This window comes from Enterobacter quasiroggenkampii (genome assembly GCF_043972695.1).
In the GTDB taxonomy this organism is placed as follows: domain Bacteria; phylum Pseudomonadota; class Gammaproteobacteria; order Enterobacterales; family Enterobacteriaceae; genus Enterobacter; species Enterobacter quasiroggenkampii.
This window is the reverse complement of the sequence record NZ_CP143745.1, coordinates 4,528,326-4,548,659: the sequence shown is the minus strand read 5'-3', so window position 1 is coordinate 4,548,659 and position 20,334 is coordinate 4,528,326. Positions and strand designations below refer to the sequence as shown.

General features: G+C 55.4%; 20 protein-coding genes. 13 read left to right on the top strand and 7 right to left on the bottom strand.

Annotated features, from left to right (window positions below):
- Positions 1 to 31: 31 nt before the first annotated feature.
- The gene (gene metC, locus V1572_RS21630) at positions 32 to 1,219 is read right to left on the bottom strand and encodes a cystathionine beta-lyase (protein ID WP_045909965.1); all 1,188 of its coding nucleotides are present in this window, start codon (positions 1,217 to 1,219) and stop codon (positions 32 to 34) included.
- Positions 1,220 to 1,470: 251 nt separating this feature from the next.
- Between metC and exbB the strand changes: the two genes are divergently transcribed.
- From exbB to V1572_RS21615, 3 genes are all read left to right on the top strand, one after another.
- Positions 1,471 to 2,202, top strand: coding sequence for a tol-pal system-associated acyl-CoA thioesterase (gene exbB, locus V1572_RS21625; RefSeq protein ID WP_021242115.1), 732 nt, complete (start codon positions 1,471 to 1,473; stop codon positions 2,200 to 2,202).
- A gap of 4 nt (positions 2,203 to 2,206) precedes the next feature.
- Positions 2,207 to 2,632 (top strand): TonB system transport protein ExbD, encoded by a 426-nt coding sequence (gene exbD, locus V1572_RS21620; RefSeq protein WP_045909964.1) that lies wholly within the window; start codon positions 2,207 to 2,209, stop codon positions 2,630 to 2,632.
- A 274-nt stretch (positions 2,633 to 2,906) separates the two neighbouring features.
- A complete protein-coding gene (locus V1572_RS21615; protein WP_277718078.1) occupies positions 2,907 to 4,358 on the top strand; it encodes a methyl-accepting chemotaxis protein in 1,452 nt (483 codons plus the stop codon).
- On the opposite strand, the gene V1572_RS21610 is transcribed toward V1572_RS21615, so the two are convergent.
- Together V1572_RS21610 and V1572_RS21605 are read right to left on the bottom strand one after the other, a co-directional pair.
- Positions 4,355 to 4,801, bottom strand: a complete 447-nt coding sequence (locus tag V1572_RS21610) for a cytoplasmic protein (RefSeq protein WP_111967471.1) — start codon at positions 4,799 to 4,801, stop codon at positions 4,355 to 4,357. The two genes, V1572_RS21615 and V1572_RS21610, sit on opposite strands and share 4 nt — an antisense overlap.
- 1 nt (position 4,802) lies before the next feature.
- Positions 4,803 to 5,207, bottom strand: a complete 405-nt coding sequence (locus V1572_RS21605; RefSeq protein ID WP_008499807.1) for a hypothetical protein — start codon at positions 5,205 to 5,207, stop codon at positions 4,803 to 4,805.
- A 103-nt stretch (positions 5,208 to 5,310) separates the two neighbouring features.
- Between V1572_RS21605 and V1572_RS21600 the strand changes: the two genes are divergently transcribed.
- On the top strand, positions 5,311 to 5,814 hold the full coding sequence (locus V1572_RS21600) for an ESA_00282 family adhesion-associated protein (RefSeq protein ID WP_045909961.1): 504 nt from the start codon (positions 5,311 to 5,313) through the stop codon (positions 5,812 to 5,814).
- 82 nt (positions 5,815 to 5,896) lie between these two features.
- Complete coding sequence (locus V1572_RS21595) at positions 5,897 to 6,385, top strand: TIGR00645 family protein (RefSeq protein ID WP_008499805.1); 489 nt, start codon at positions 5,897 to 5,899, stop codon at positions 6,383 to 6,385.
- Positions 6,386 to 6,447: 62 nt separating this feature from the next.
- Here the strand turns inward: V1572_RS21595 and V1572_RS21590 are convergent, their stop codons facing one another.
- Both V1572_RS21590 and V1572_RS21585 read right to left on the bottom strand, forming a co-directional pair.
- Positions 6,448 to 7,488, bottom strand: a complete 1,041-nt coding sequence (locus tag V1572_RS21590; protein WP_395299578.1) for an aldo/keto reductase — start codon at positions 7,486 to 7,488, stop codon at positions 6,448 to 6,450.
- Between the two features lie 181 nt (positions 7,489 to 7,669).
- A complete protein-coding gene (locus tag V1572_RS21585; protein ID WP_235830445.1) occupies positions 7,670 to 10,216 on the bottom strand; it encodes an autotransporter domain-containing protein in 2,547 nt (848 codons plus the stop codon).
- 550 nt (positions 10,217 to 10,766) lie between these two features.
- On the opposite strand from V1572_RS21585, the gene V1572_RS21580 reads away from it, so the two are divergent.
- From V1572_RS21580 to V1572_RS21570, 3 genes are all read left to right on the top strand, one after another.
- Entirely contained in the window at positions 10,767 to 12,314 is a 1,548-nt protein-coding gene (locus tag V1572_RS21580; protein ID WP_069719969.1) for a methyl-accepting chemotaxis protein, read from the top strand.
- Positions 12,315 to 12,439: 125 nt separating this feature from the next.
- Positions 12,440 to 12,694 carry a hypothetical protein gene (locus V1572_RS21575; protein WP_048029030.1) on the top strand — a complete coding sequence of 85 codons (255 nt, stop codon included), beginning with the start codon at positions 12,440 to 12,442 and terminating at the stop codon, positions 12,692 to 12,694.
- A 203-nt stretch (positions 12,695 to 12,897) separates the two neighbouring features.
- Complete coding sequence (locus V1572_RS21570; RefSeq protein WP_045909956.1) at positions 12,898 to 13,170, top strand: hypothetical protein; 273 nt, start codon at positions 12,898 to 12,900, stop codon at positions 13,168 to 13,170.
- 119 nt (positions 13,171 to 13,289) lie between these two features.
- On the opposite strand, the gene V1572_RS21565 is transcribed toward V1572_RS21570, so the two are convergent.
- Positions 13,290 to 13,622: a glycine zipper domain-containing protein gene (locus V1572_RS21565; protein WP_008499797.1), complete on the bottom strand. Its 333-nt coding sequence runs from the start codon at positions 13,620 to 13,622 to the stop codon at positions 13,290 to 13,292.
- Between the two features lie 158 nt (positions 13,623 to 13,780).
- Positions 13,781 to 14,647 (bottom strand): glutathione-dependent disulfide-bond oxidoreductase, encoded by an 867-nt coding sequence (gene yghU / locus V1572_RS21560; protein ID WP_008499796.1) that lies wholly within the window; start codon positions 14,645 to 14,647, stop codon positions 13,781 to 13,783.
- Positions 14,648 to 14,892: 245 nt separating this feature from the next.
- Between yghU and V1572_RS21555 the strand changes: the two genes are divergently transcribed.
- From V1572_RS21555 to V1572_RS21535, 5 genes are read left to right on the top strand one after another with little or no spacing between them, the layout of a single operon-like run.
- The gene (locus tag V1572_RS21555) at positions 14,893 to 16,482 is read left to right on the top strand and encodes an ABC transporter substrate-binding protein (protein ID WP_395299577.1); all 1,590 of its coding nucleotides are present in this window, start codon (positions 14,893 to 14,895) and stop codon (positions 16,480 to 16,482) included.
- Positions 16,483 to 16,527: 45 nt separating this feature from the next.
- Positions 16,528 to 17,481, top strand: a complete 954-nt coding sequence (locus V1572_RS21550) for an ABC transporter permease (RefSeq protein ID WP_080347320.1) — start codon at positions 16,528 to 16,530, stop codon at positions 17,479 to 17,481.
- 5 nt (positions 17,482 to 17,486) lie between these two features.
- The gene (locus tag V1572_RS21545; RefSeq protein WP_021242100.1) at positions 17,487 to 18,332 is read left to right on the top strand and encodes an ABC transporter permease; all 846 of its coding nucleotides are present in this window, start codon (positions 17,487 to 17,489) and stop codon (positions 18,330 to 18,332) included.
- The gene (locus V1572_RS21540; RefSeq protein ID WP_031275156.1) at positions 18,325 to 19,302 is read left to right on the top strand and encodes an ABC transporter ATP-binding protein; all 978 of its coding nucleotides are present in this window, start codon (positions 18,325 to 18,327) and stop codon (positions 19,300 to 19,302) included. The genes V1572_RS21545 and V1572_RS21540 overlap by 8 nt, the downstream gene beginning before the upstream one ends.
- Positions 19,299 to 20,276, top strand: coding sequence for an ABC transporter ATP-binding protein (locus tag V1572_RS21535; RefSeq protein ID WP_111967475.1), 978 nt, complete (start codon positions 19,299 to 19,301; stop codon positions 20,274 to 20,276). The genes V1572_RS21540 and V1572_RS21535 overlap by 4 nt, the downstream gene beginning before the upstream one ends.
- The last annotated feature ends 58 nt before the right edge of the window (positions 20,277 to 20,334 follow it).

The window sequence follows — 20,334 nt, the reverse complement described above, 5'->3', positions numbered from 1 at the left end:
GCGTCCAGGGAGTACATTTTCAGCCAGCACTCTACACGATACGCTCGAACCCTGCTGCTAAATCCGCAATCAGATCGTCAACATTTTCTAAACCAATATGCAGTCGAATCAGGGTACCGCTGAAGTCCACGTCGCCACCGGGGCGCAGGGCCGCAATCTGTTCCGGCTGGTTAGCCAGGATCAGGGATTCAAAACCGCCCCACGAGTAGGCCATGCTGAAGAGGGTAAAATTATCCAGATAGCTGGCCAGCTCGTCATTATTCAGCCGTTTTTTCAGCACGAACGAGAACAACCCGCTGCTGCCTGTAAAGTCACGCTGCCAGAATTCATGGCCTTTACTGCCGGGTAGCGCGGGATGATTCACGCGCTCAACCTGCGGATGCTGCGCCAGCCATTCGGCCACCGTCAGACTGCTTTCATGGTGCTGACGCAGGCGAACGCCCAGCGTACGAAGTCCGCGGCTGGTCATGTAGGCCGTGTCGGCATCCACCATCTGGCCCATCAGGTAGGCATTTTCACGCAGCTGATCCCAGCAGCGCGCGTTGGAGACCGCCGTGCCAATCATCCCGTCAGAGTGGCCAATCAGGTACTTCGTCGCCGCCTGAATCGAAATATCAATATCGAAGTCCAGCGCTTTGAACAGCACGCCTGCCGCCCAGGTGTTGTCGATCATAACGATCGCCTCTGGCGCTTTACTGCGCACGGCCTTCACGATAGCCGGCACGTCGTGGACTTCCATGGTGAGTGACCCCGGCGATTCCAGGAACACAATGCGCGTGTTTGGCTGAATAAGTTCGGCAATACCTTCACCAATCAGCGGGTCGAACCAGCCGGTCGTCACGCCGAGCTTGCTGAGGATTTTGGTACAGAAGTCCTGGCTGGGCTCGTAGGCGGTGTTGGTCATCAGGATGTGATCGCCCTGTTCCACAAACGCCAGAATGGTATTGGCGACCGCCGCCGCCCCGCACGGGAACAGCGCGCAGCCTGCGCCGCCTTCCAGCTCGCACATCGCTTCCTGCAGAGAAAAATGGGTTAGCGTGCCGCGACGGCCATAAAACAGCCCGCCTTTTGCGCGGTTGCGCGTGGCGATTTTTTTCTCCTCAACGGTGTCAAACACCAGCGAGGAGGCGCGTTGAATCACGCTGTTAACCGATCCCTGGGTATATTTTTTGCTGCGTCCTGCCTGTACCAGCGTGGTATCAAGATGCTTCGTTGTCATGTTCGCTAACCCTGTTTTTATACGTCTGGACGTCCAGACTACCACGATTGGAAAAAACTGCACCCGCAGGCTTATCGAATAAGCAGAAAATATTAGCAAAAAACCGCATAAGAAATTTTTACTGCGTAAGCGCAAGGAAAGTGAACGAAAATTGCGGCACTATGCAAATACTAATGAGAACTACTATCAATTCGACGACGTTTTGATATTATTACGTTCAGATTTTGTGATTTGCGTCCTGGAGATACAGAGTGGGTAATAATTTGATGCAGGCGGATCTCTCCGTTTGGGGCATGTATCAGCATGCTGACATCGTGGTTAAGATTGTGATGATCGGCCTGATTCTGGCGTCCGTTGTCACCTGGGCTATCTTCTTCAGCAAGAGCGCCGAGCTGCTGTCGCAGAAGCGTCGCCTCAAGCGGGAACAGCAACAGCTGGCAGAAGCCCGCTCTCTGGATCAGGCTTCAGATATGACCTCATCCTTCCACGCGAAAAGCCTGACTACCCTGCTGGTGAATGAAGCACAGAACGAGCTGGAACTCTCCGCGGGCAGTGAAGATAACGAAGGCATCAAAGAACGTACCGGTTTCCGTCTGGAGCGTCGCGTGGCGGCCGTTGGCCGACACATGGGGCGCGGTAATGGTTATCTGGCGACCATCGGCGCGATCTCACCGTTTATCGGTCTGTTCGGTACAGTCTGGGGCATCATGAACAGCTTTATCGGTATCGCGCAGACTCAAACCACCAACCTGGCGGTTGTGGCCCCGGGTATCGCAGAAGCGCTGCTGGCGACGGCGATTGGTCTGGTCGCGGCGATTCCGGCGGTGGTTATCTACAACATCTTCGCGCGCATGATTGGCAGCTACAAAGCGACGCTCGGTGACGTTGCCGCGCAGGTACTGTTGCTGCAGAGTCGCGATCTCGACCTGAATGCCAGCGCCGTTAAGCCGGTGCACGCGGCGTCCAAACTGCGCGTGGGTTGATATTATGGCGATGCGTCTAAACGAAAATCTGGACGATAACGGCGAAATGCATGAGATCAACGTGACGCCGTTTATCGACGTCATGCTGGTTCTGCTGATTATCTTCATGGTGGCCGCGCCGCTGGCCACGGTCGACGTGAAGGTGAATCTGCCGGCCTCGTCCAGCCAGCCGCAGCCGCGTCCGGAAAAGCCTGTCTATCTGTCCGTGAAGGCCGATAAATCCATGTTCCTTGGCAATGACCCGGTAACGGCCGACTCTGTCATCCCGGCGCTGGATCAGCTTACCGGCGGTAAGAAAGACACTACGGTCTTCTTCCGTGCGGATAAAACCGTGGATTATGAAACCATGATGAAGGTAATGGACACGCTGCATCAGGCGGGTTACCTGAAGATTGGGCTGGTCGGCGAAGAGAAAGCGGCCAAAAAATAGAACGAAAGCTGGCGAAAGCCAGCTTTTTTGTTTTCTGACACGCAACATCGTTATTATTTTCTGCTGTATATCCCTATTCTTCATATTTCTTTATCAATAAAGCCAACGTTAATAATGTATTGATAGTTAAGTAAATATCAGTATTCGGCTGCGCCATTAAAATATATCTTTTGCTGAAATGGCGTCGTGGAATATCCCCACTACGCTTAAAAAAAGATAATAAAAACAGTCCTTCTTCGAAGGATCTTTTCACCTGCACAGCAAGAGACTCCCTATGGCTACGATGACATGGCTGTATCCGCACGCGCCTCAAAACGATCTGTTTTCGCTTTCTGCCATTCGACGACGCGCCGACAGGCTAATACTGGTGCTTATCTGGTCGCTGTGGGCCATCTCGCTGGGCGTGGGCTATATCAACGAAAACATCATGCAGGGGGCGATTGTCGGCACCTCTCTGGCCTGTTTATCGACGCTGCTGACAATGGTGTTCCCCGGCGCGCTGTTGCTCCGCCTGAGCTCTGCGTGTGTGCTAATGGCATTTTCCGCGCTGCTGATTCATCTGGGCGAAGGTGAAACCGAATACCATTTCTCGGTTTTCGTCCTGCTTTCCGCGCTCCTTGCCTGGCGAGACTGGCGCCCGCTGGTGATGGGGGCGGCGGTCATCGCATTACATCACCTGGTGTTCAACTATCTGCAGGAAAACGACCTGTACGGCGTCGTGGTGTTCATGCACACCGGCTTTCATATGGTGGTTTTCCACGGGCTGTTTGTGGTGGTCCAGACCGCGATCCTGGTTCTGCTGGCGATTCGTATGGAGCAGGACGCCCGCTCGGCGAGTGAGGTGGCAAGGCTGGCGGGGGTGATTAACCGCGAACCGGGGTACCTCACGCTGGCCGTCGATGCGGCACCCGCGGAGTCTCCCTTTGCCCGCACGTTCAGCCTGACGCTGGGCACCATGCGCGCCACGCTTGAGCAGGTCAGCGCCAATATTGGGCAACTGCTGGAGGCATCCCGCGCGTTAGGGCAACGCAACAGCGCGCTGTCGGAACGTACCGATCACCAGGCAAGTTCGCTGGCGACGGCGGCCAGTGCGATGGAACAACTGAGGGCTGTCGCCACCCTGACCAGTGAAAAAGCCCGCCAGGTTCGGGAGGTGGCATTCAGTACCAGTAACGTGGCGGAGCAGGGAGGCCATAACGTACGGCAGGCGATTGCGGCGATGGAGCACATTCGCGAGGAGTCGCAGCGCATTTACGCCATTCTGGAGCTGATCGACGGGATTGCGTTCCAGACCAATATCCTGTCGCTCAACGCCTCGGTCGAGGCTGCCAGAGCGGGGGAACATGGCAAAGGCTTCGCGGTAGTTGCCTCGGAAGTGCGCGTGCTGGCCCAGCGCAGCGAGGGGGCTGCAAAAGACATTCGCCAGCTGCTGACCGCATCGCAGGCAACCACGCTACAGGGCGTCGAGCAGGTTGAGCAGGCCGGTATGACAATGAAGTCGATCATTGAGAGCATTGAAGGGCTCCGCTCGCTTCTGGAGGAGCTGTCGCAGATGAGCGAGCAGCAGCGGGCGAGCATTGCGCAGATGAACGACAGTATTGCCAGCATCGATGCCAGCGTGCAGGAGAACGTGCGTCACGTAGCGCAAACGCTGCAGGTGGCTGAAGCGCAGCGGCAGCAGACGGGGCAGTTAAAAGAGGCGATTGCCGTATTCAGATTTAATTAGCGTTGCGGTTCGGAAGGGGCGCTGGCGCCAGACGCCAGCGCGTCCTCATCAAGCGCAACGCAGGTGACGTTTGAGGTACGGTACTCACCGTCTGACAGTTTGCGCGTCAGGCGCAGAGTGGCGATTTCTCTGGCAAGCAGATACTGGTAATTGGCCTCGAGGCGACCCAGAAGCTTCTCTTTCAGCTCTGGCCGCTGTTGCATGATGGCGTTCATCACGGCACCGTAAATTTCTTCTTTGACCTGTAGCGGATAAATTTCACGGCGATTCTGCCATTTCAGCCGCACCAGCGTTGCCGGGATCGATACCAGGTCCTGGGTAATACGCGTCATCTCGTCATTTTTTGTGTTTCGCAGCGCATCGAGATTTTGCTTTAAGATAAATTCATCACTTTTCTTATCATCTAAAGTCAAATAAACGTCGTTGTTTTTAACTTCCTTCACGTTAATCCTCCCCCAGGCTATAAAAAATTGGGTTGTTTTTTTCGCGCGTAATTAAGTTAAGCCAAATTTCATTGCCCGCTTCGTTAATTTCTTTGGTTTTTTCGGCCAATATTTGACTTAGTTTCTGGGCATCTATTTCTCCTTCGGCCTGCAGATCGTTCAGCAGGTGGACGAAGGCTTCAATTTTTATGGCGCGAAATAAGCGGTCTTTAATATGGCGATCGTGCTCTTCCAGCAACATATTACGGGATTTGCCGGTGCGGGAAACACCAATTAATATATCAGGCTCGAAATCAGAGAGCTTTCTTTTCCCCTGAGTGAAACTGACCTCTTTTTCTGCTTCCGTCGGTTGCTGTTCCACAGGCGTAATGTGGTACTTAGCCGGGACGAGATAGTCGGGCAGCATTTTTAATTTCCTTTAATTTCAACAGGGTGGGGTTGGTAAAGGCGTGAGATTCGTTGACAATATCATGAGGCAAATTTAAAATCAAAAAAAATGGAGCCTACCCATGAACAGCATCTTTTTTACGGTCATCACATTACTATTACTGACCGCTGGTGTGCTTTTATTGATGCAAGAGTTCAATAAAACGAAAGTGTCGAAAGACGCCAGTGAACCGCCGCAACCGGAACTCATGACAAAAGAGGAAGGAGAAGACCATTTCTCTGTATTGATGAACTCCGTTACGCCTGTCTGGTACTGGCGGGTGAACCATGAATATATCGACTTTTTACACGCGACAATTAAACGCATGAAAATGTCGGAAATTAATGACACGCCAGGACTGTTTGAGGCACAGCGTCGCTGTAGCGACCTGAATTCAGCCGTGTATAAATATTATGACAATATCAAAAAACGCTGCCTTAACGGCGAGAAGGTCTCTTATTCCGATCTGGACGTATTAAATTTGCGTCAGTGTTTTCGTGAGTTCAGCCTGGAAGCCTACCCGGAGCTGGTGGTGCTGGTCTGGCCGGAGTATGCCCGTCCGGAAGTTAACCCCGACAACGTCTGAGTCACCAGACTGGTGAGTTATTGCAAACAGTCAGCGCCATTGGGATATACTGGGCGCTGGTTTCTTTTGCAAACAGGACTTTATGGAACGCTTTTTTGAAAACGCCATGTACGCCTCTCGCTGGATACTGGCCCCCGTCTATTTTGGCCTTTCGCTGGCGCTTATCGCGCTGACGATTAAGTTCTTTCAGGAAATCCTGCACGTTCTGCCGAACATTTTTTCTATTGCCGAGGCGGATTTGATTCTGGTTCTGCTGTCGCTGGTGGATATGACCCTGGTGGGCGGACTGCTGGTGATGGTGATGTTTTCCGGCTACGAGAATTTTGTCTCCCAACTGGATATCGACGAGCGTAAAGAGAAGCTCAGCTGGTTGGGCAAAATGGATGCCTCGTCGCTGAAGAATAAAGTGGCCGCGTCGATTGTGGCGATCTCTTCTATCCACCTGTTACGCGTGTTTATGGACGCGAAGAACGTGCCGGATAACAAACTGATGTGGTATGTCATTATCCATCTGACGTTTGTGCTGTCTGCGTTTGTGATGGGGTATCTGGATAAGATCAGTAAGAAATAATTTCCCTCACTTAAGCGCCCTCTCCCAGTGGGAGAGGGCCAGAGTGAGGGCATCAGACCGCACTATTTATCCGACGACGCCTGCCACAGATTCAACTCTCCATCCGCGACATGCTGGTCAATCCGCTTGAGTTCGTCCTCAGTAAAGTACAGGTTACCCAGCGCCCGAACGTTCTCCTCAATCTGTTCCGGGCGGCTTGCGCCAATCAGCACTGACGTCACGCGCGCGTCTTTCAGCAACCAGCTCAACGCCATCTGCGCCATGGTCTGACCCCGCGCCTGCGCCATCTCACTCAGCAAACGCAGGCTGTTCAGGTTGGCTTCGGTCAGCATTTTTTCGTTCAGACCGCGGACTTTCTTGCCTTCACGCTGCATGCGTGAATCTTCAGGAATACCGTTCAGGTATTTTCCGGTCAGCAGCCCCTGCGCCAGCGGGGTAAAGGCGATACACCCGGTCCCGTTTGCTGCCAGCGCATCCAGCAAACCGGTCTTATCGACCCAGCGATTGAGCAGGTTATAGGACGGCTGGTGGATCAGCAGGGGGATCTTCCACTCGCGCAGCAGCTCGGCCATTTTTTGCGTGCGCCCGGTTGAGTAGGAGGAAATGCCCACATACAGCGCTTTCCCACTCTGCACCGCCTGTGCCAGCGCAGAGGCTGTCTCTTCCATCGGCGTGTTTTCATCCACGCGGTGGGAATAGAAAATATCCACGTATTCGACGCCCAGGCGCTTCAGGCTTTGATCGAGGCTGGCGAGCAGATATTTGCGTGACCCGCCCGAACCATATGGCCCCGGCCACATGTCGTAACCGGCCTTGGTGGAGATCACCAGCTCGTCGCGGTACGCGGCAAAGTCTTCCCGCAGCAGGCGGCCGAAATTCTCTTCCGCGCTACCCGCCGGAGGTCCGTAGTTATTGGCCAGATCGAAATGGGTGATGCCGAGGTCGAAGGCTTTGCGCAGCAGCGCCCGCTGGGCTTCAAGAGGCTGGACGTGACCGAAGCTGTGCCACAGTCCCAGCGACAGCGCGGGCAGGCGCAGGCCGCTCTTGCCACAGTGGCGGTACTGCATGTTCTCGTAGCGGTCAGGGGCAGGGTACCAGGACATGATGTCTCCTTTTCTTATCGATAATTTTTTGAAACGTCGTTTTCATTCTGTCCTTATCAAAACACAAATCCCGGGGAGAAGCGATGGCAGAACTCCCTGCCAGCAATTTTCCCCGGGATGCGTCAGACATTGAGCCCTGCACTGCCCGGTACACGCAGGTCACCGGGCAATCAGACGACTATCAGAAGCTATAGCTCATCCCCGCCTGTACGCTGGCATCGTTATCCACATCGCCAGTACCGACATAGACGCCAGTGGTCAGGGTGAAGTTATGGGCGATGGTGGCGTTGATGCCTGCCCCAAAGATGCCCATGGTGTTGTTGTGACCGGCGGTATTGTGATAATCCGCCGCCTGAATGTCGGTGTTATCGCTGAACTCTTTCTGGAAGCGCGCGTCGATCCACGGCATCACCTTCACGTTTTTGTTCAGATCGCGAAGGGTGGTGGTGAGCCTCACGCCCGCGCCGCCGTTCCAGGAAGAGACCTGGCTGTCGGCAAAGGTGACTTCGCTGTCAGAGAAGCCGTTCGCTTTGGTTTGATCCCAGCCAAGAGTGGCGTAGGGTTGCAGCAGCGTTTCGCCTGGCAGCAACACGTTCACCCCGGTGCGGGCCTGCGCCAGATACAGACTGCCATCGGTGGAGCCGTGCAGCGCTTCCGTCATGCCGCTGGTATCGCCCGTCACGTTGTTGGCAGACAACGAGTAACGCATATCGCCGTAGCTGAAGCTGCCGTCAGCAAACAGACCCCAGGTTCGGCCGTTCAGCGCCTGCTGCCAGCCGCCATACAGGCTGTAGTAGTTACCGTAAACGCTGTCTTTGAAGCTATCCGCACCGTCGCTGGTGTCCTGCACGCGGCTGCGCGTCCATGCCAGCGCGATACCGCCGGTGACGCTGTCGCCGTTGTCCAGATGCGCCGTCCAGTCTACGCCGCCCTGTGCACCCTGAGTGATGCTTTTATAGTCGACGTCGTTGCTGAAATTACCGTTCTGATAAAGGAAATCGCCCCAGACCTGCGCACCGTCCTGCTGTTCTCCCAGCAGGTTTGCCAGATGCACCTGGTTCATGTGGTTGCTGATGTCATCCGCTACCTGATGCCCGGCCTGTTCCGCTGCATCCAGGCCGGCTACCAGCCCCTGAACGTCGCTCGCAAGGTTGCCCTTCTGGCTATTAAATTCAATATTCCAGCTCTGGCTATTATCTGCAGTCAGCTGAGCCTGAGGCACGCTGTCGGCTGCAACAATATTCAGACTGTTGTTGTAGTTATACGCGCCGCTACGGTTCTCCACGGTCTGGTCGCCGTTGGTAAACGTAGCTGCTGCATAATTCTGCGGCGCACTGCTGCCCGACGTGGTGAAGGTCCCCAGGACTATCCCCTGCTGATTTTGCGCTGACGGCGTAATGCTGTTCACCACCACGGCGTTATTTGCGCCGGTAATATTACCGAAATTCACGTAGCTGTCGGTGCTCATGGTAACCAGCGCATTGCTGCCGGTGGTGTTGGCAATCAGGGTTGAACCGTTTTGCAGACTCCAGTTGGTTGCATCGTTAATTTTATCAATAGCAATGCTGTTATCGCTGGTGGTATTTACCGTTTCAAACTGGCTTATTTGTCCGGAAATGGAACTGCCCGCATCCATTGACAGGGTATCGCTGCCGTCACCACCGTTAACATTGCCATTGACATGTGAATCATTGGTCAGCACGACCGTATCATCACCTGCACCCGTTGTAATATCACCGTTGACGGTTGCGTTGTTCTGCAGCGTAATTGTGCTATTGCCCGTATTCTGGCTGGTATTTATCTCGCCATTCACGGTGCTGTTATCCACCAGAACGGAATTTGCGGAGTTACCATCGACGGTCACATTGCCATTTACCACGCTGTTATTGGTCAGTGAAATCAGCGTGGTGCCGTTTTCGTTAAAGGCCCCAATGTCGCCGGTGACCGTGCTGTTATTCAGCGCCAGCGAATCAGCCTTCGTTCCGTACATCGCGATGGCGACATCGCCAAAAGCATCCAGGTTGATGTCGCTGAAGGGCTTGTATTCGCTCAGTTTTACCGCCAGCGTGTCGATGTTCTGCGCGATTTCGCTCTGCGAGGCATCCACGGAAGCGTTAGTCAGCGTAATATTGGTATCAGATTTATCGCTACCCGCGTAAATACCACCTTTATCCATCGTGCTGTTGCTGATGGCAATATTTTGTGCACCGGCTCCGGCACTGAGAATACTGCCGTGCAGCATGCTGCCGTCCTCAACGTTGACGGTGTGGTAACCTTTATCCATGGGGTCGAGGTAAATGGCGGAACCCATCATATAGGCTTTCTTGCCCTCGTAGCTTCCGGCGTCATTTTCGCCATTCAGCGTGGCGTCATCGATGGTTACCGTCGTATTGGTGGTTGCACCGGTATTGCCCACTTCGATCATATCGACGGTGGCGCCGTTATTCACCGTAATATTAGCCGTCCCCCCGTTGCTGCCCTGAATATAATGGCCGGACATGTCGGTACCAGAAACGGTTAATGATTGGGTATCCCCTGATTCACGGCTTCCATCCATAAAGATATTATTTGCGTTGGCGTCGGCCATAATGGCATTAGTCACGCCGGGATCTTCATAGAAACTATTATCTTTATATTTCGATAAGCCGCAGGTCTGCGACGTCACGCCAGGCTGGCAGGGCGTAGCGGGAGTGACGGCAGCCTGGGCACCAAATGACGTTAAAGCCACTAAGACACATTGCGAAAGCAACGTACGATTCATTAATTTGCGCATTTTAAGTTCTCTGGATGAGTCGAAAATTGTCCGGCTCTTTTTAATTGAATTTATTTAAAATAAGAACTTTCTTAGCGGCTAAGGATGTAATGAAATCTAAAGATATATATCGAGCAATAATTGATGTTTAAATAATTAAATCTAATTAATAAATTTGAATTAATTCATGTGCTAAATATTTTTGAATGATTTGCATACAAATTAAAGGGTTTCTTGACCGGTCGTGCGGTTCTTTGACCTTCTTATTCACCGGGATATTAACCCTTTCGGATCATGAGGTTAATTAACTGTTTGCCTGTTTTACATTTTGACGGCTGCTGAAATATGAAAACACGTATTGTGCAGTTAGATTTACCCCGCAGCGATTATCCTTCTCCGGCGAACGGCAGGGTAGTGAAGATTTTTATAAAATTACGCGCGAAATAGTATAACTTCGCCAGTTTCTGCCGATAACGAGGGTAAGACTCGCCTCTGGGCGAATTCACCCTCACGGCAAGGAAGACTTATGAATATGCTCCGTAATTTCACGATCCGTTTCGTCATGCTGACGATTCTCGGGATCTTTTGTGTAATGTGGGCGGGTGTTGGCTTATACAGCACCTGGTCCCTGTCTCGCGTTTCAGATGGCAACGAGGTGGACCGCCAGCTGGTCAAGCAGATGACGGTGCTCAGCCAGGGCAACGATCAGTATTTCCGCTTTGTGACCCGTCTGAGCCGCGCAATGGAAGTCAAAGCCGCTGGCGGCACGCCGGATCTGGCCTCTGCCCAGCAGGCGCTGGATAACATGGGCAAGAAGCTGGCTGAGATGAAAGCCATTTCTCCAGGCCCAATGGATGAGCAGGTCTCTTCACGGGTGATCGGTGCCTGGCAGGCGCTGCTCGAACAGGGCGTGACGCCGCAAATGCAGCAGGCGAAACTGGGCGCGCTGGACGGCTATCGTCAGCAGGCCAACAACGTCACCCCACCGCTGAGCCGCGCGTTCGGTGCGGCGGCTGAAGAGTTCAACAATGCTGCCGCGAAGTCGCTCGACAGTACCCGCGTGGTGGTGGACGGCCTGACCAGCATGACCCGCACGGTGATTATCATCGCCACGATCGTCGGCCTGCTGATCCTGCTCTTCACCGACCGTTATCTGGTGGCGATGCTGGTTAAACCGCTGGATCGCATTCGCCAGCAGTTCCGCCAGATTGCCCAGGGCGATCTCAGCCAGCCCATCGAGCCGTTCGGCCGCAACTGCGTGGGCCAACTGGTGCCGCTGCTGAGCGCCATGCAGGACAGCCTGCGCGAAGCGGTCAGCACGATCCGCTCCGGCAGTGAGAATATCTGGCGCGGCGCGACGGAGATTTCCAGCGGTAACAACGATCTCTCTTCCCGTACCGAAGAGCAGGCGGCGGCGCTGGAAGAGACGGCTGCCAGCATGGAACAGCTGACCGCCACGGTAAAACTGAACGCGGAGAGCGCGCGCCAGGCAAGCCAGCTGGCCGATGTAGCCTCAACCACCGCCAGCCGCGGCGGCTCGCTGGTGGAAGAGGTGGTGACCACCATGAGCGGTATTTCGGAAAGCTCGAAGAAAATTGCTGAAATCACTAACGTCATTAACAGCATTGCCTTCCAGACCAATATTCTGGCACTCAACGCGGCGGTTGAAGCCGCGCGCGCGGGTGAGCAGGGCCGAGGCTTCGCCGTCGTCGCAGGCGAAGTTCGCAACCTGGCAAGCCGCAGCGCCAACGCGGCAAAAGAGATTGAAGGGCTGATTACCGACTCCGTGTCCCGCGTCGAGCAGGGGGCGAAGCTGGTGGGCGATACCGGCACCACCATGGATGCGATTTTGCGGGACGTGACGGAAGTGACGACCATTATGAAGCAAATTGCCTCGGCCTCTGAGGAGCAGAGTAAGGGTATTTCGCAGGTCGGAATTGCCATTACCCAGATGGACGGTGTTACCCAGCAAAACGCCTCGCTGGTGGAGGAGGTTTCCGCGGCGGCGGCGGCGCTTGAGCGTCAGACCGAAGATCTTCAGCGCTCGGTGCAGAAGTTCCGCCTGACGGCATAACGCAACGTGATAAGGCCGCCTTGTGCGGCCTTATATTATTAACGCCTTCCTCATTCAGCGGCGCTGAAACTGCTATTCTTTTGCTAACCCCTGACGTTCTGGGCTCTCTTCTACGAGGTGTTGCTATGAACAGATCGTTATCTTTTATCCCTGTCCTTTCTCTCATTTTTCTGACGCTTTTCTCGGTTTCCGCCAGTGCGACCCAGCAGGCGCAAGAACGGCGCGTAGCGCGTGATGTCAGGCAGGAAACCCGCGATGCGTCACGGCAGGTGAAGCAGACCTGCGTGGCGAACAATAACCAGAGTAATCACGACTGCCGCCAGGACAAGCGTCAGATGAAACAGGCCGGACGGCAAAAAGCGCGGGATATTAAGTATTAACATAACAGGTGAGGCGGCATGCAAGCGTATTTCTTGCCGCCTTTTTAAAAAAACGTAAGTCAATATTTTTTAAATATTAAATTATTTGCTTGTAACAATATATTTGGCATTTTCTGCACATTCCAGAACATGAAAATTAATATTGTCTTAAGATTCAGTCGACATAATGAATTATCTTCTTGATACCGGAAATAATTCAATTTATGAAAAACCGTATTATTTTATTTGCTGCCCTGGCTGGTTTTGCCGTGGTCAATACAGCGATGGCCCAGAGCGTCACGGTCGATGTTCCTGCCGGGTATAAGGTCGTGATTGTTCCGCAGTCAGCTACGGTTCCTGAGGCGGTAAGCGTTGCGCCTGCACCTGCACAAACAACATATGCCGCCCCTGCACCGGTCTATCATCCGCGTGCACGCCATGTGGCGAGCGTGGCGGAAGGGATGGTGATTGAGCATCAGTATGACGATCACCATTGATGTATTCCGGGTGACATTTCTGGCCTTAAGTTGAGGGCAAAAAGTCGTGATTGGGTGCAGGGAGTTATTACTGAACAGCCATGAGGCCGGGCACGCGCTGCGACGCCCGGCGAAGTTTATCAGTGCGTCGCTTCACCAATCAGCGCGCCCGTGCCCGCGCCAACGGCTGCACCTTTCAGCACGCTCTTGCCGGTAACCGCCGCGGCACCTGCGCCCACGGCAGCCCCTACGGCGCCGCCTTTACGCGCGGCTTTACCTTTGTCGCCGTTTTTGAACATGGCACCCGTGCCTGCGCCAACAACGGCACCGCCAACGGTGGATTTCAGATCTTTGCCCGTGGCCGCGCCAATGGCAGCGCCTGCTACCGCGCCAGCGGCGGTTTTATCGATGGCCATTCCCGAGGTGGAAAAAATGAGGGCGCTGATAACCAGCGTTGTTTTAATCAGTTTCATAACAGATCCTTTGTGACTGCTGTCGGTTGATACGTCACTTCTCACTCTGAGGTGAGAAAAACGCACAGATAGTGCCAGCAATACCGGCTCAACCTTTAGGCCAATCATGCCCTGAGCAAGGATCTCTGTTGCCGGGCGGCGATCCGCCCGGCTAGTCGTCACGCCTGACGCTTATCTTCCGTATTCGTCTCGAAGTCGCTCGCCGCGTGGCGTTCGTGGAGCTGCTCGTTCAGCTCGCCGCTGGTGCGGTTAACGATGCGTCCGCGCTTAACGGCATGGCGATTCGCCACGTCTTTCGCCCAGCGCTGCACGTTGGTGTACTTCTCTGCATCCAGGAACTCGGCGGCGTTGTACACGCTGCCCAGCGCCACGCAGCCGAACCATGGCCAGATGGCGATATCCGCGATGGTGTACTCCTCACCCGCCACGTAGCGACCGCGCGCCAGCTGTTTATCCAGCACGTCGAACAGGCGTTTGGCTTCCATGGTGAAGCGGTCAATCGCGTACTCGATTTTCACCGGGGCATAGTTGTAGAAGTGGCCAAAACCGCCGCCGAGGAACGGCGCCGCGCCCTGCAGCCAGAACAGCCAGTTCAGCGTCTCGGTGCGTCCCGCCGGATCTTTCGGCAGGAAGTGGCCGAATTTCTCTGCCAGGTAGAGCAGGATATTGCCGGATTCAAATACGCGCGTTGGTGGGTTCGTGGAGTGGTCACGCAGCGCCGGTATTTTCGAGTTCGGGTTCACCTCAACGAAGCCGCTGGAGAACTGATCGCCCTCGCCGATGCGGATCAACCACGCGTCGTACTCCGCGCCCGTCACGCCCAGCGCCAGCAGCTCTTCAAGCATGATCGTCACTTTCTGGCCGTTCGGTGTGCCCAGCGAGTAGAGCTGCAGCGGGTGCGAACCGACAGGGAGATCTTTCTCATGGGTCGCGCCGGAAATGGGGCGGTTGATGTTGGCGAACGCGCCGCCGTTGTTCTTTTTCCATTCCCACACTTTGGGTGGCTGATAGGTGTTGTCTGACATGTTGGCCTGCCTTTTTTGTGATGTGTTGAGGCAGTGTAGCAGGAGATTTGTGAACCGTTTAACGTTGTGAGCGCAAGCAATTAACCGCTATTCCTTCTGCTGCTTATATATATCAAATCCGGCATAAGCTTAATCGAAAATCGCATTTTCATAACTAATGCGTTAATGGATAAAGCTGCATATGATGCTTCAACATAAATAAAAGATGCAGTCATAAACACTTTATAAGGCAAGGAGTTAGTGAGATGCGCAAGCTTCTGTTATCGGCAGTGGTCGTTTCGATCGCGTTAGGCCTGGCGGGCTGTGATGATGCGAAAAATAAAGAGACCAATACGCCCCCTGCGGCAAAAAGCGACGCGCCAAAAGCGGGTGGTTCGCTGATTATCGGTATTACCTCCGGCGATCCGTTAGCCGTGAACCCGCTCTATGCCAGCGACCGTACCACGTTAACCATCATGCAGGCGCTCTATGCCCCGCTCTATAGCTTCAACAACGGTAAGATCGAGTGGGGCCTGGCGGAAAGCCTGACGCCCTCCGCCGACAACCTGAGCTACACCCTGACGTTAAAACCCAACCTGAAATGGCAGGACGGACAGCCGCTGACGGCGGACGACGTGGTCTTTACGTTCAATAAGCTGCTGGATGCCAAACAGCACAGCTTCTTCCGCAGCATTTTCACCTACGGTAATAAGCCCGTACAGGTAAGCAAGGTTGACGACCGCACCGTTAAGTTCACCTTACCGCAGGTCAGCGCGGCCTTTACCGGCACGCTGGTACAGATCTACCCGATCCCGCAGCACGTGTTCGCCAGCGAAGGCGACCTGGAAAAGAGCAGCAAAAACGATGCACCGGTCGGCTCCGGGCCGTTCAAATTTAAAGAGTACCGCGCCGGACAATATTACGCCCTGACCCGTTTCGATGATTACTGGAACGGCAAAGCGAAGCTTGATTCGGTCACCTACCGTTTCGCCAAAGACAGTAACGCCGCCAACCTGGCGCTGCAAAACGGGGAAATCAACCTCAAGATGGTTGACCCGCAGGATGTGAACCGCCTGAAAAATACCGGTAAGTTTGACTTCGTGGTCTATCCGGAAGGCCGCCTGGCCTATATGACGTTCAACCAGAACGTGCCGGTGATGAAGAGCAAAGAGCTGCGTCAGGCCATTGCTTACGCCATCAACAAAGACGAGCTGACCCAGACCGCCTTTACCTCGCTGGACTACGCCAAACCGGCGACCTCGTTCCTGACGCCCGATACGCTTTACAAGACGGATGACGTCGAGCAGTACACATTCGATCTGCAAAAGGCCAAAGAGCGGCTTAAAGCATCCGGCGCGCCGGACAACCTCAAGCTGCGCCTGGCGTATGTGAACACCAACAAAACCCAGGAGAGCATGGCGCTCTATATTCAGCAGGCGCTGAAGGGTATTGGGGTGAACGTAGAGCTGATGCCACTGGATTCCAACGCCATGTCTCAGCGCAGCCTCGATATGAACAACACCGCGTGGGAGCTCAACCTGGGCGGCTACATCATGGGCTCCGAGCCGGACGGCTACAAATCGCTGTTCATGAGCAATGAAGCCTATAACTACGCGCACTACAAAAATCCGCAGTTTGATGCCCTGTGGGATAAAGGTGCCGTGGAAACTGACGCCGCGAAACGGGCTGAGATCTACAAGCAAATTCAGCAAACGGTGGCAAACGACATGACGTACTACCCGATCGCCTATACCAATGCGACCGTCGCGGTGGACAAGCGTTTTGGCGGTACCGAGGAAGCAGAGCCGAAGCCGGTCTATCTGTTCCAGGATCTGTCAAAAATCTATCAGAAATAAGCGATTGCCCCGGCCGTCGGGTCGGGGCCTTGGTAAGGGCATGTCGTGAACACACTTCTCACGCGTCGGCTGCTGCAGCTGCTGCCGATGCTGTTCTTTATTTCACTGGTGGCGTTTTTGCTGGTCAAACTCGCGCCCGGCGATCCGGTGGCGGCGTACATTACGCCGCGTATGGCTCCGGAAGATATCGAACGTATTCGCCAGAGCCTGGGGCTGGATAAGCCCCTGGTCACGCAGTACGTCCTGTGGCTGAAAAACGTCCTGCAGGGCGATCTCGGCTATTCGCTTATCTACCACCGCCCCGTGCTGGAGATGATCGGCGAACGCATTCCGGCCACGCTGGGGCTGATGGGCGCGTCGCTGCTGCTGGCGATCGTGCTGGCCATCCCGCTGGGCCTGCTGGCGGGGGCATTTAAGCACCGCTGGCTGGATCACGTGCTTAATCTGTTTGCCTATATCGGCATCTCGGTGCCGATTTTCTGGTTCGGCATCTTGCTCATTACGGTCTTTGCCGTGCAGCTTAACTGGTTCCCCAGCATGGGGATGCGCACCATCGGCATGGAAGATAATGCGCTGGACGTGCTGCGTCACGGCGTGCTGCCGTGTATTGCCCTCACGTTCTACAACCTCTCCAGCTATGTGCGCTACATCCGCTCCAACACCATCTCGCAGCTCTCGGCCGACTACGTGCAGACCCAGCTGGCTTACGGCGCCACGCGTTCCAGCATTCTGTTCCGCCACGTGCTGAAAAACGTGCTGCTACCGGTGATCACCCTGTTCGGCCTGTCGTTTGGTGAGCTGATCGTGGGGGCCTATGTGACGGAAAGCGTCTTCTCGTGGCCGGGGATGGGGCTGCTTGGGATCCAGTCGATCGCCTCGCTGGACTATCCGCTGATCATGGCGATCATCATGCTCTCGTCGATGATGCTGATCGTCGGTAACCTGATCGCCGATCTGCTTTATCGCTTCGCCGATCCCCGCATTCGTACGCTGAGGTAACCCGGATGAGCAGACGCTGGCAGCAGGTTCGTCACCAGCTGCGCCGCAATCGTCCGGCGCAGTTCTCCCTGTTTGTGCTTTTTATTTTCGTTGTCGCCGCGCTCTGTGCGGGGTTAAGTCCGTACGATCCGGATCGTATGGCACTCGGCGCACGCACGCTACCGCCGGATGCCGCACACTGGTTCGGCACCGACGAGTATGGACGCGACTACTTCACCCGCGCGCTGTATGGCGGCCAGATCTCCCTGATGGTCGGTTTTCTCGCCATGCTCTTTTCCACGCTTATCGGCACGGTGGTGGGAACGGTGAGCGGCTATTTTGGCGGCTGGCTGGATAACCTGATGATGCGCGCCGTGGATATCCTGATGGCCATTCCGGCATTCTTCCTGCTGCTGGTGGTGAATGCGTACCTCAAGCCGGGCGTGGATAACATCATTCTGATCATCAGCCTGCTGACGTGGATGAACATGTCGCGGCTGGTGCGCGCAGAAACCTTATCGGTGAAAGAGCGCGAGTATGTGCTTTATGCCCGCGCGTCGGGGGAAAACCCGCTGCGCATCATCGTGCGCCACATTATTCCCGGCGTGCTGCCGACCATTATCGTGGCCGCCACGCTCAATATCGCCTCGGCCATTCTGATGGAGTCGACGCTCAGCTTCCTTGGGCTCGGCGTGCAGGCACCGGCGGCATCGTGGGGAAGCATGCTCAACAACGCTCAGTCGTATATTGGCGAAGCGTCGTGGCTGGCGATGTTCCCAGGGATTCTGATCCTGCTGACGGTGTTCAGCTTTAACGTGCTGGGCGATGTGTTCCGCACCGCATTTGAGCCAGGAGCGAATCGCGATGAGTAACCTGTTAGCGCTTGAGAACCTGCAAACCACCTTCCGCACCCGCGAGGGCGAGGTTCACGCGGTGCGCGGCGTGAGCTTTCAGGTGCAGCCGGGCGAACTTGTCGGCATTGTTGGCGAGTCGGGCTGCGGGAAAAGCGTCACCTGTAAGTCGATCATTCAGCTTCTGGGGAACAATGGACGGATAACCGGCGGCAGCATCCGCTTCCAGAATGACGATCTGGCGCAGAAAACCCCTGCGCAGATGCGCGCCATTCGCGGCAACGAGATCGCGATGATTTTTCAGGATCCGATGACCGCCCTGAACCCGGTGCTGACCATCGGCAAACAGATGGCGGAGATCCTGATGCGCAATAAAGGACTGACCAAAAAAGCGGCCAAAGCGGCGGCGATCGCCATGCTGGAACAGGTGGGGATTGCTGAGGCGGAACGCCGATACGACCAGTATCCCCACGAGTTTAGCGGCGGGATGCGCCAGCGGGTGATGATCGCCATTGCGCTCTCCTGCAACCCTAAGCTGCTTATTGCCGATGAGCCGACCACGGCGCTGGACGTCACCATTCAGGCGCAGATCCTGCGTCTGCTGAAAAGCCTGCAACAGCAGACCCAAACCGCGATTCTGCTGATCACCCACGATCTCGGCGTGGTGGCGCAGGTCTGCAGCCGCGTGGTGGTGATGTACGGCGGGCTGGTAATGGAAGAGGGGAGCGTGGAAGACATTTTTTATCGCCCTGCGCATCCTTACACCCAGGGGCTGCTGGCCTCGCTGCCGCGCCCGGATGAGGTTAATCAACGTTTATCGCCCATTGAAGGCGCGCCGCCTGGCCTGCTTAACCCGCCGCCGGGCTGTCCCTTCGCCGAACGCTGCCCGAAACGCATGCCCCAGTGTGAACGGCAGCCCGCTTTTTACGCCATGGGAGAGGGCCATCGCGCCGCCTGCTGGCTATGGGCCGATAAGGAGATTCAGGCATGAGTGAACAACAGGTGCCATTAGTGAGCGTGCGCGATCTGCGCAAACACTATCCGCTTAACGGCGGTTTGCTGCGTAAAGGCACGGCCGTGAAGGCGGTTGATGGCGTGAGCTTTGATATTCAACCCGGCGAGACGTTTGGCCTGGTGGGAGAGTCCGGCTGTGGAAAATCTACCCTCGGGCGCGCCATCCTGCGCCTCTTCGATATCACTGCGGGCGAAATCCACTTTGCCGGACAGGCGATTGCCCATGCCCGTGAAAAAGAGCTCAAGCCGCTGCGTAAACGAATGCAGGCGATTTTTCAGGATCCTTACTCCTCGCTTAACCCCGGCATGACGGTGCGGCAACTGGTGGCCGAGCCGATGCAGATCCACGGCTACAGCCGTGAAGAACAGCGCGAACGGACGGAAACGCTGCTCTACAAAGTCGGGCTGAAGCAGGAGCACCTTGAGCGGTTCCCGCATGAGTTCAGCGGCGGGCAGCGCCAGCGCATCAGTATTGCCCGCGCGTTGTCCGTGCGTCCTGAATTTGTGCTGTGCGATGAGCCGCTCTCGGCGCTGGACGTCTCGGTGCAGGCGCAGGTGGTGAATATTCTGCAGGATCTGCAGCAGGAGCTGGGGCTGACCTATCTGTTCATTGCCCACGATCTCTCGATGGTGCGTCATATCTCCAGCCGCATTGGGGTGATGTATCTCGGTAAGCTGGTGGAGGTGGCCCCGGCGAATGAACTGTATCAGCGTCCGGCGCACCCTTATACCCGCGCGCTGCTGGCGGCGGTTCCCCAGCCCGACCCGCGCATTCGCAACCTCGAAGACGCAACCCTGCGCGGCGAAATGCCCGGCCCTACGTCCGCGCTGCCGGGCTGTAAGTTCTGCAGCCGCTGCCCGCATAGCATGCCGGTTTGCCAGACACAGGAGCCAGCGATGCAGGAGATCGCGCCAGGACATTTTGCGGCATGCTGGTTGTTTAAGATGTGAGCCTTAAACGTGTCGGGTGGCGCTTCGCTTACCCGACCTACAGGGTTTATGTTTTGTC

Excerpts from the sequence above, each read along its gene's own strand:
- metC (WP_045909965.1), bottom strand. The coding sequence starts at position 1,219 with ATGACAACGAAGCATCTTGATACCACGCTGGTACAGGCAGGACGCAGC.
- V1572_RS21580 (WP_069719969.1), top strand. The coding sequence starts at position 10,767 with ATGAATATGCTCCGTAATTTCACGATCCGTTTCGTCATGCTGACGATT.
- V1572_RS21600 (WP_045909961.1), top strand. The coding sequence starts at position 5,311 with ATGAACAGCATCTTTTTTACGGTCATCACATTACTATTACTGACCGCT.
- V1572_RS21570 (WP_045909956.1), top strand. The coding sequence starts at position 12,898 with ATGAAAAACCGTATTATTTTATTTGCTGCCCTGGCTGGTTTTGCCGTG.
- V1572_RS21615 (WP_277718078.1), top strand. The coding sequence starts at position 2,907 with ATGGCTACGATGACATGGCTGTATCCGCACGCGCCTCAAAACGATCTG.
- V1572_RS21535 (WP_111967475.1), top strand. The coding sequence starts at position 19,299 with ATGAGTGAACAACAGGTGCCATTAGTGAGCGTGCGCGATCTGCGCAAA.
- V1572_RS21590 (WP_395299578.1), bottom strand. The coding sequence starts at position 7,488 with ATGTCCTGGTACCCTGCCCCTGACCGCTACGAGAACATGCAGTACCGC.
- V1572_RS21595 (WP_008499805.1), top strand. The coding sequence starts at position 5,897 with ATGGAACGCTTTTTTGAAAACGCCATGTACGCCTCTCGCTGGATACTG.
- V1572_RS21605 (WP_008499807.1), bottom strand. The coding sequence starts at position 5,207 with ATGCTGCCCGACTATCTCGTCCCGGCTAAGTACCACATTACGCCTGTG.
- V1572_RS21545 (WP_021242100.1), top strand. The coding sequence starts at position 17,487 with ATGAGCAGACGCTGGCAGCAGGTTCGTCACCAGCTGCGCCGCAATCGT.
- V1572_RS21540 (WP_031275156.1), top strand. The coding sequence starts at position 18,325 with ATGAGTAACCTGTTAGCGCTTGAGAACCTGCAAACCACCTTCCGCACC.
- V1572_RS21575 (WP_048029030.1), top strand. The coding sequence starts at position 12,440 with ATGAACAGATCGTTATCTTTTATCCCTGTCCTTTCTCTCATTTTTCTG.
- exbD (WP_045909964.1), top strand. The coding sequence starts at position 2,207 with ATGGCGATGCGTCTAAACGAAAATCTGGACGATAACGGCGAAATGCAT.
- yghU (WP_008499796.1), bottom strand. The coding sequence starts at position 14,647 with ATGTCAGACAACACCTATCAGCCACCCAAAGTGTGGGAATGGAAAAAG.
- V1572_RS21565 (WP_008499797.1), bottom strand. The coding sequence starts at position 13,622 with ATGAAACTGATTAAAACAACGCTGGTTATCAGCGCCCTCATTTTTTCC.
- V1572_RS21555 (WP_395299577.1), top strand. The coding sequence starts at position 14,893 with ATGCGCAAGCTTCTGTTATCGGCAGTGGTCGTTTCGATCGCGTTAGGC.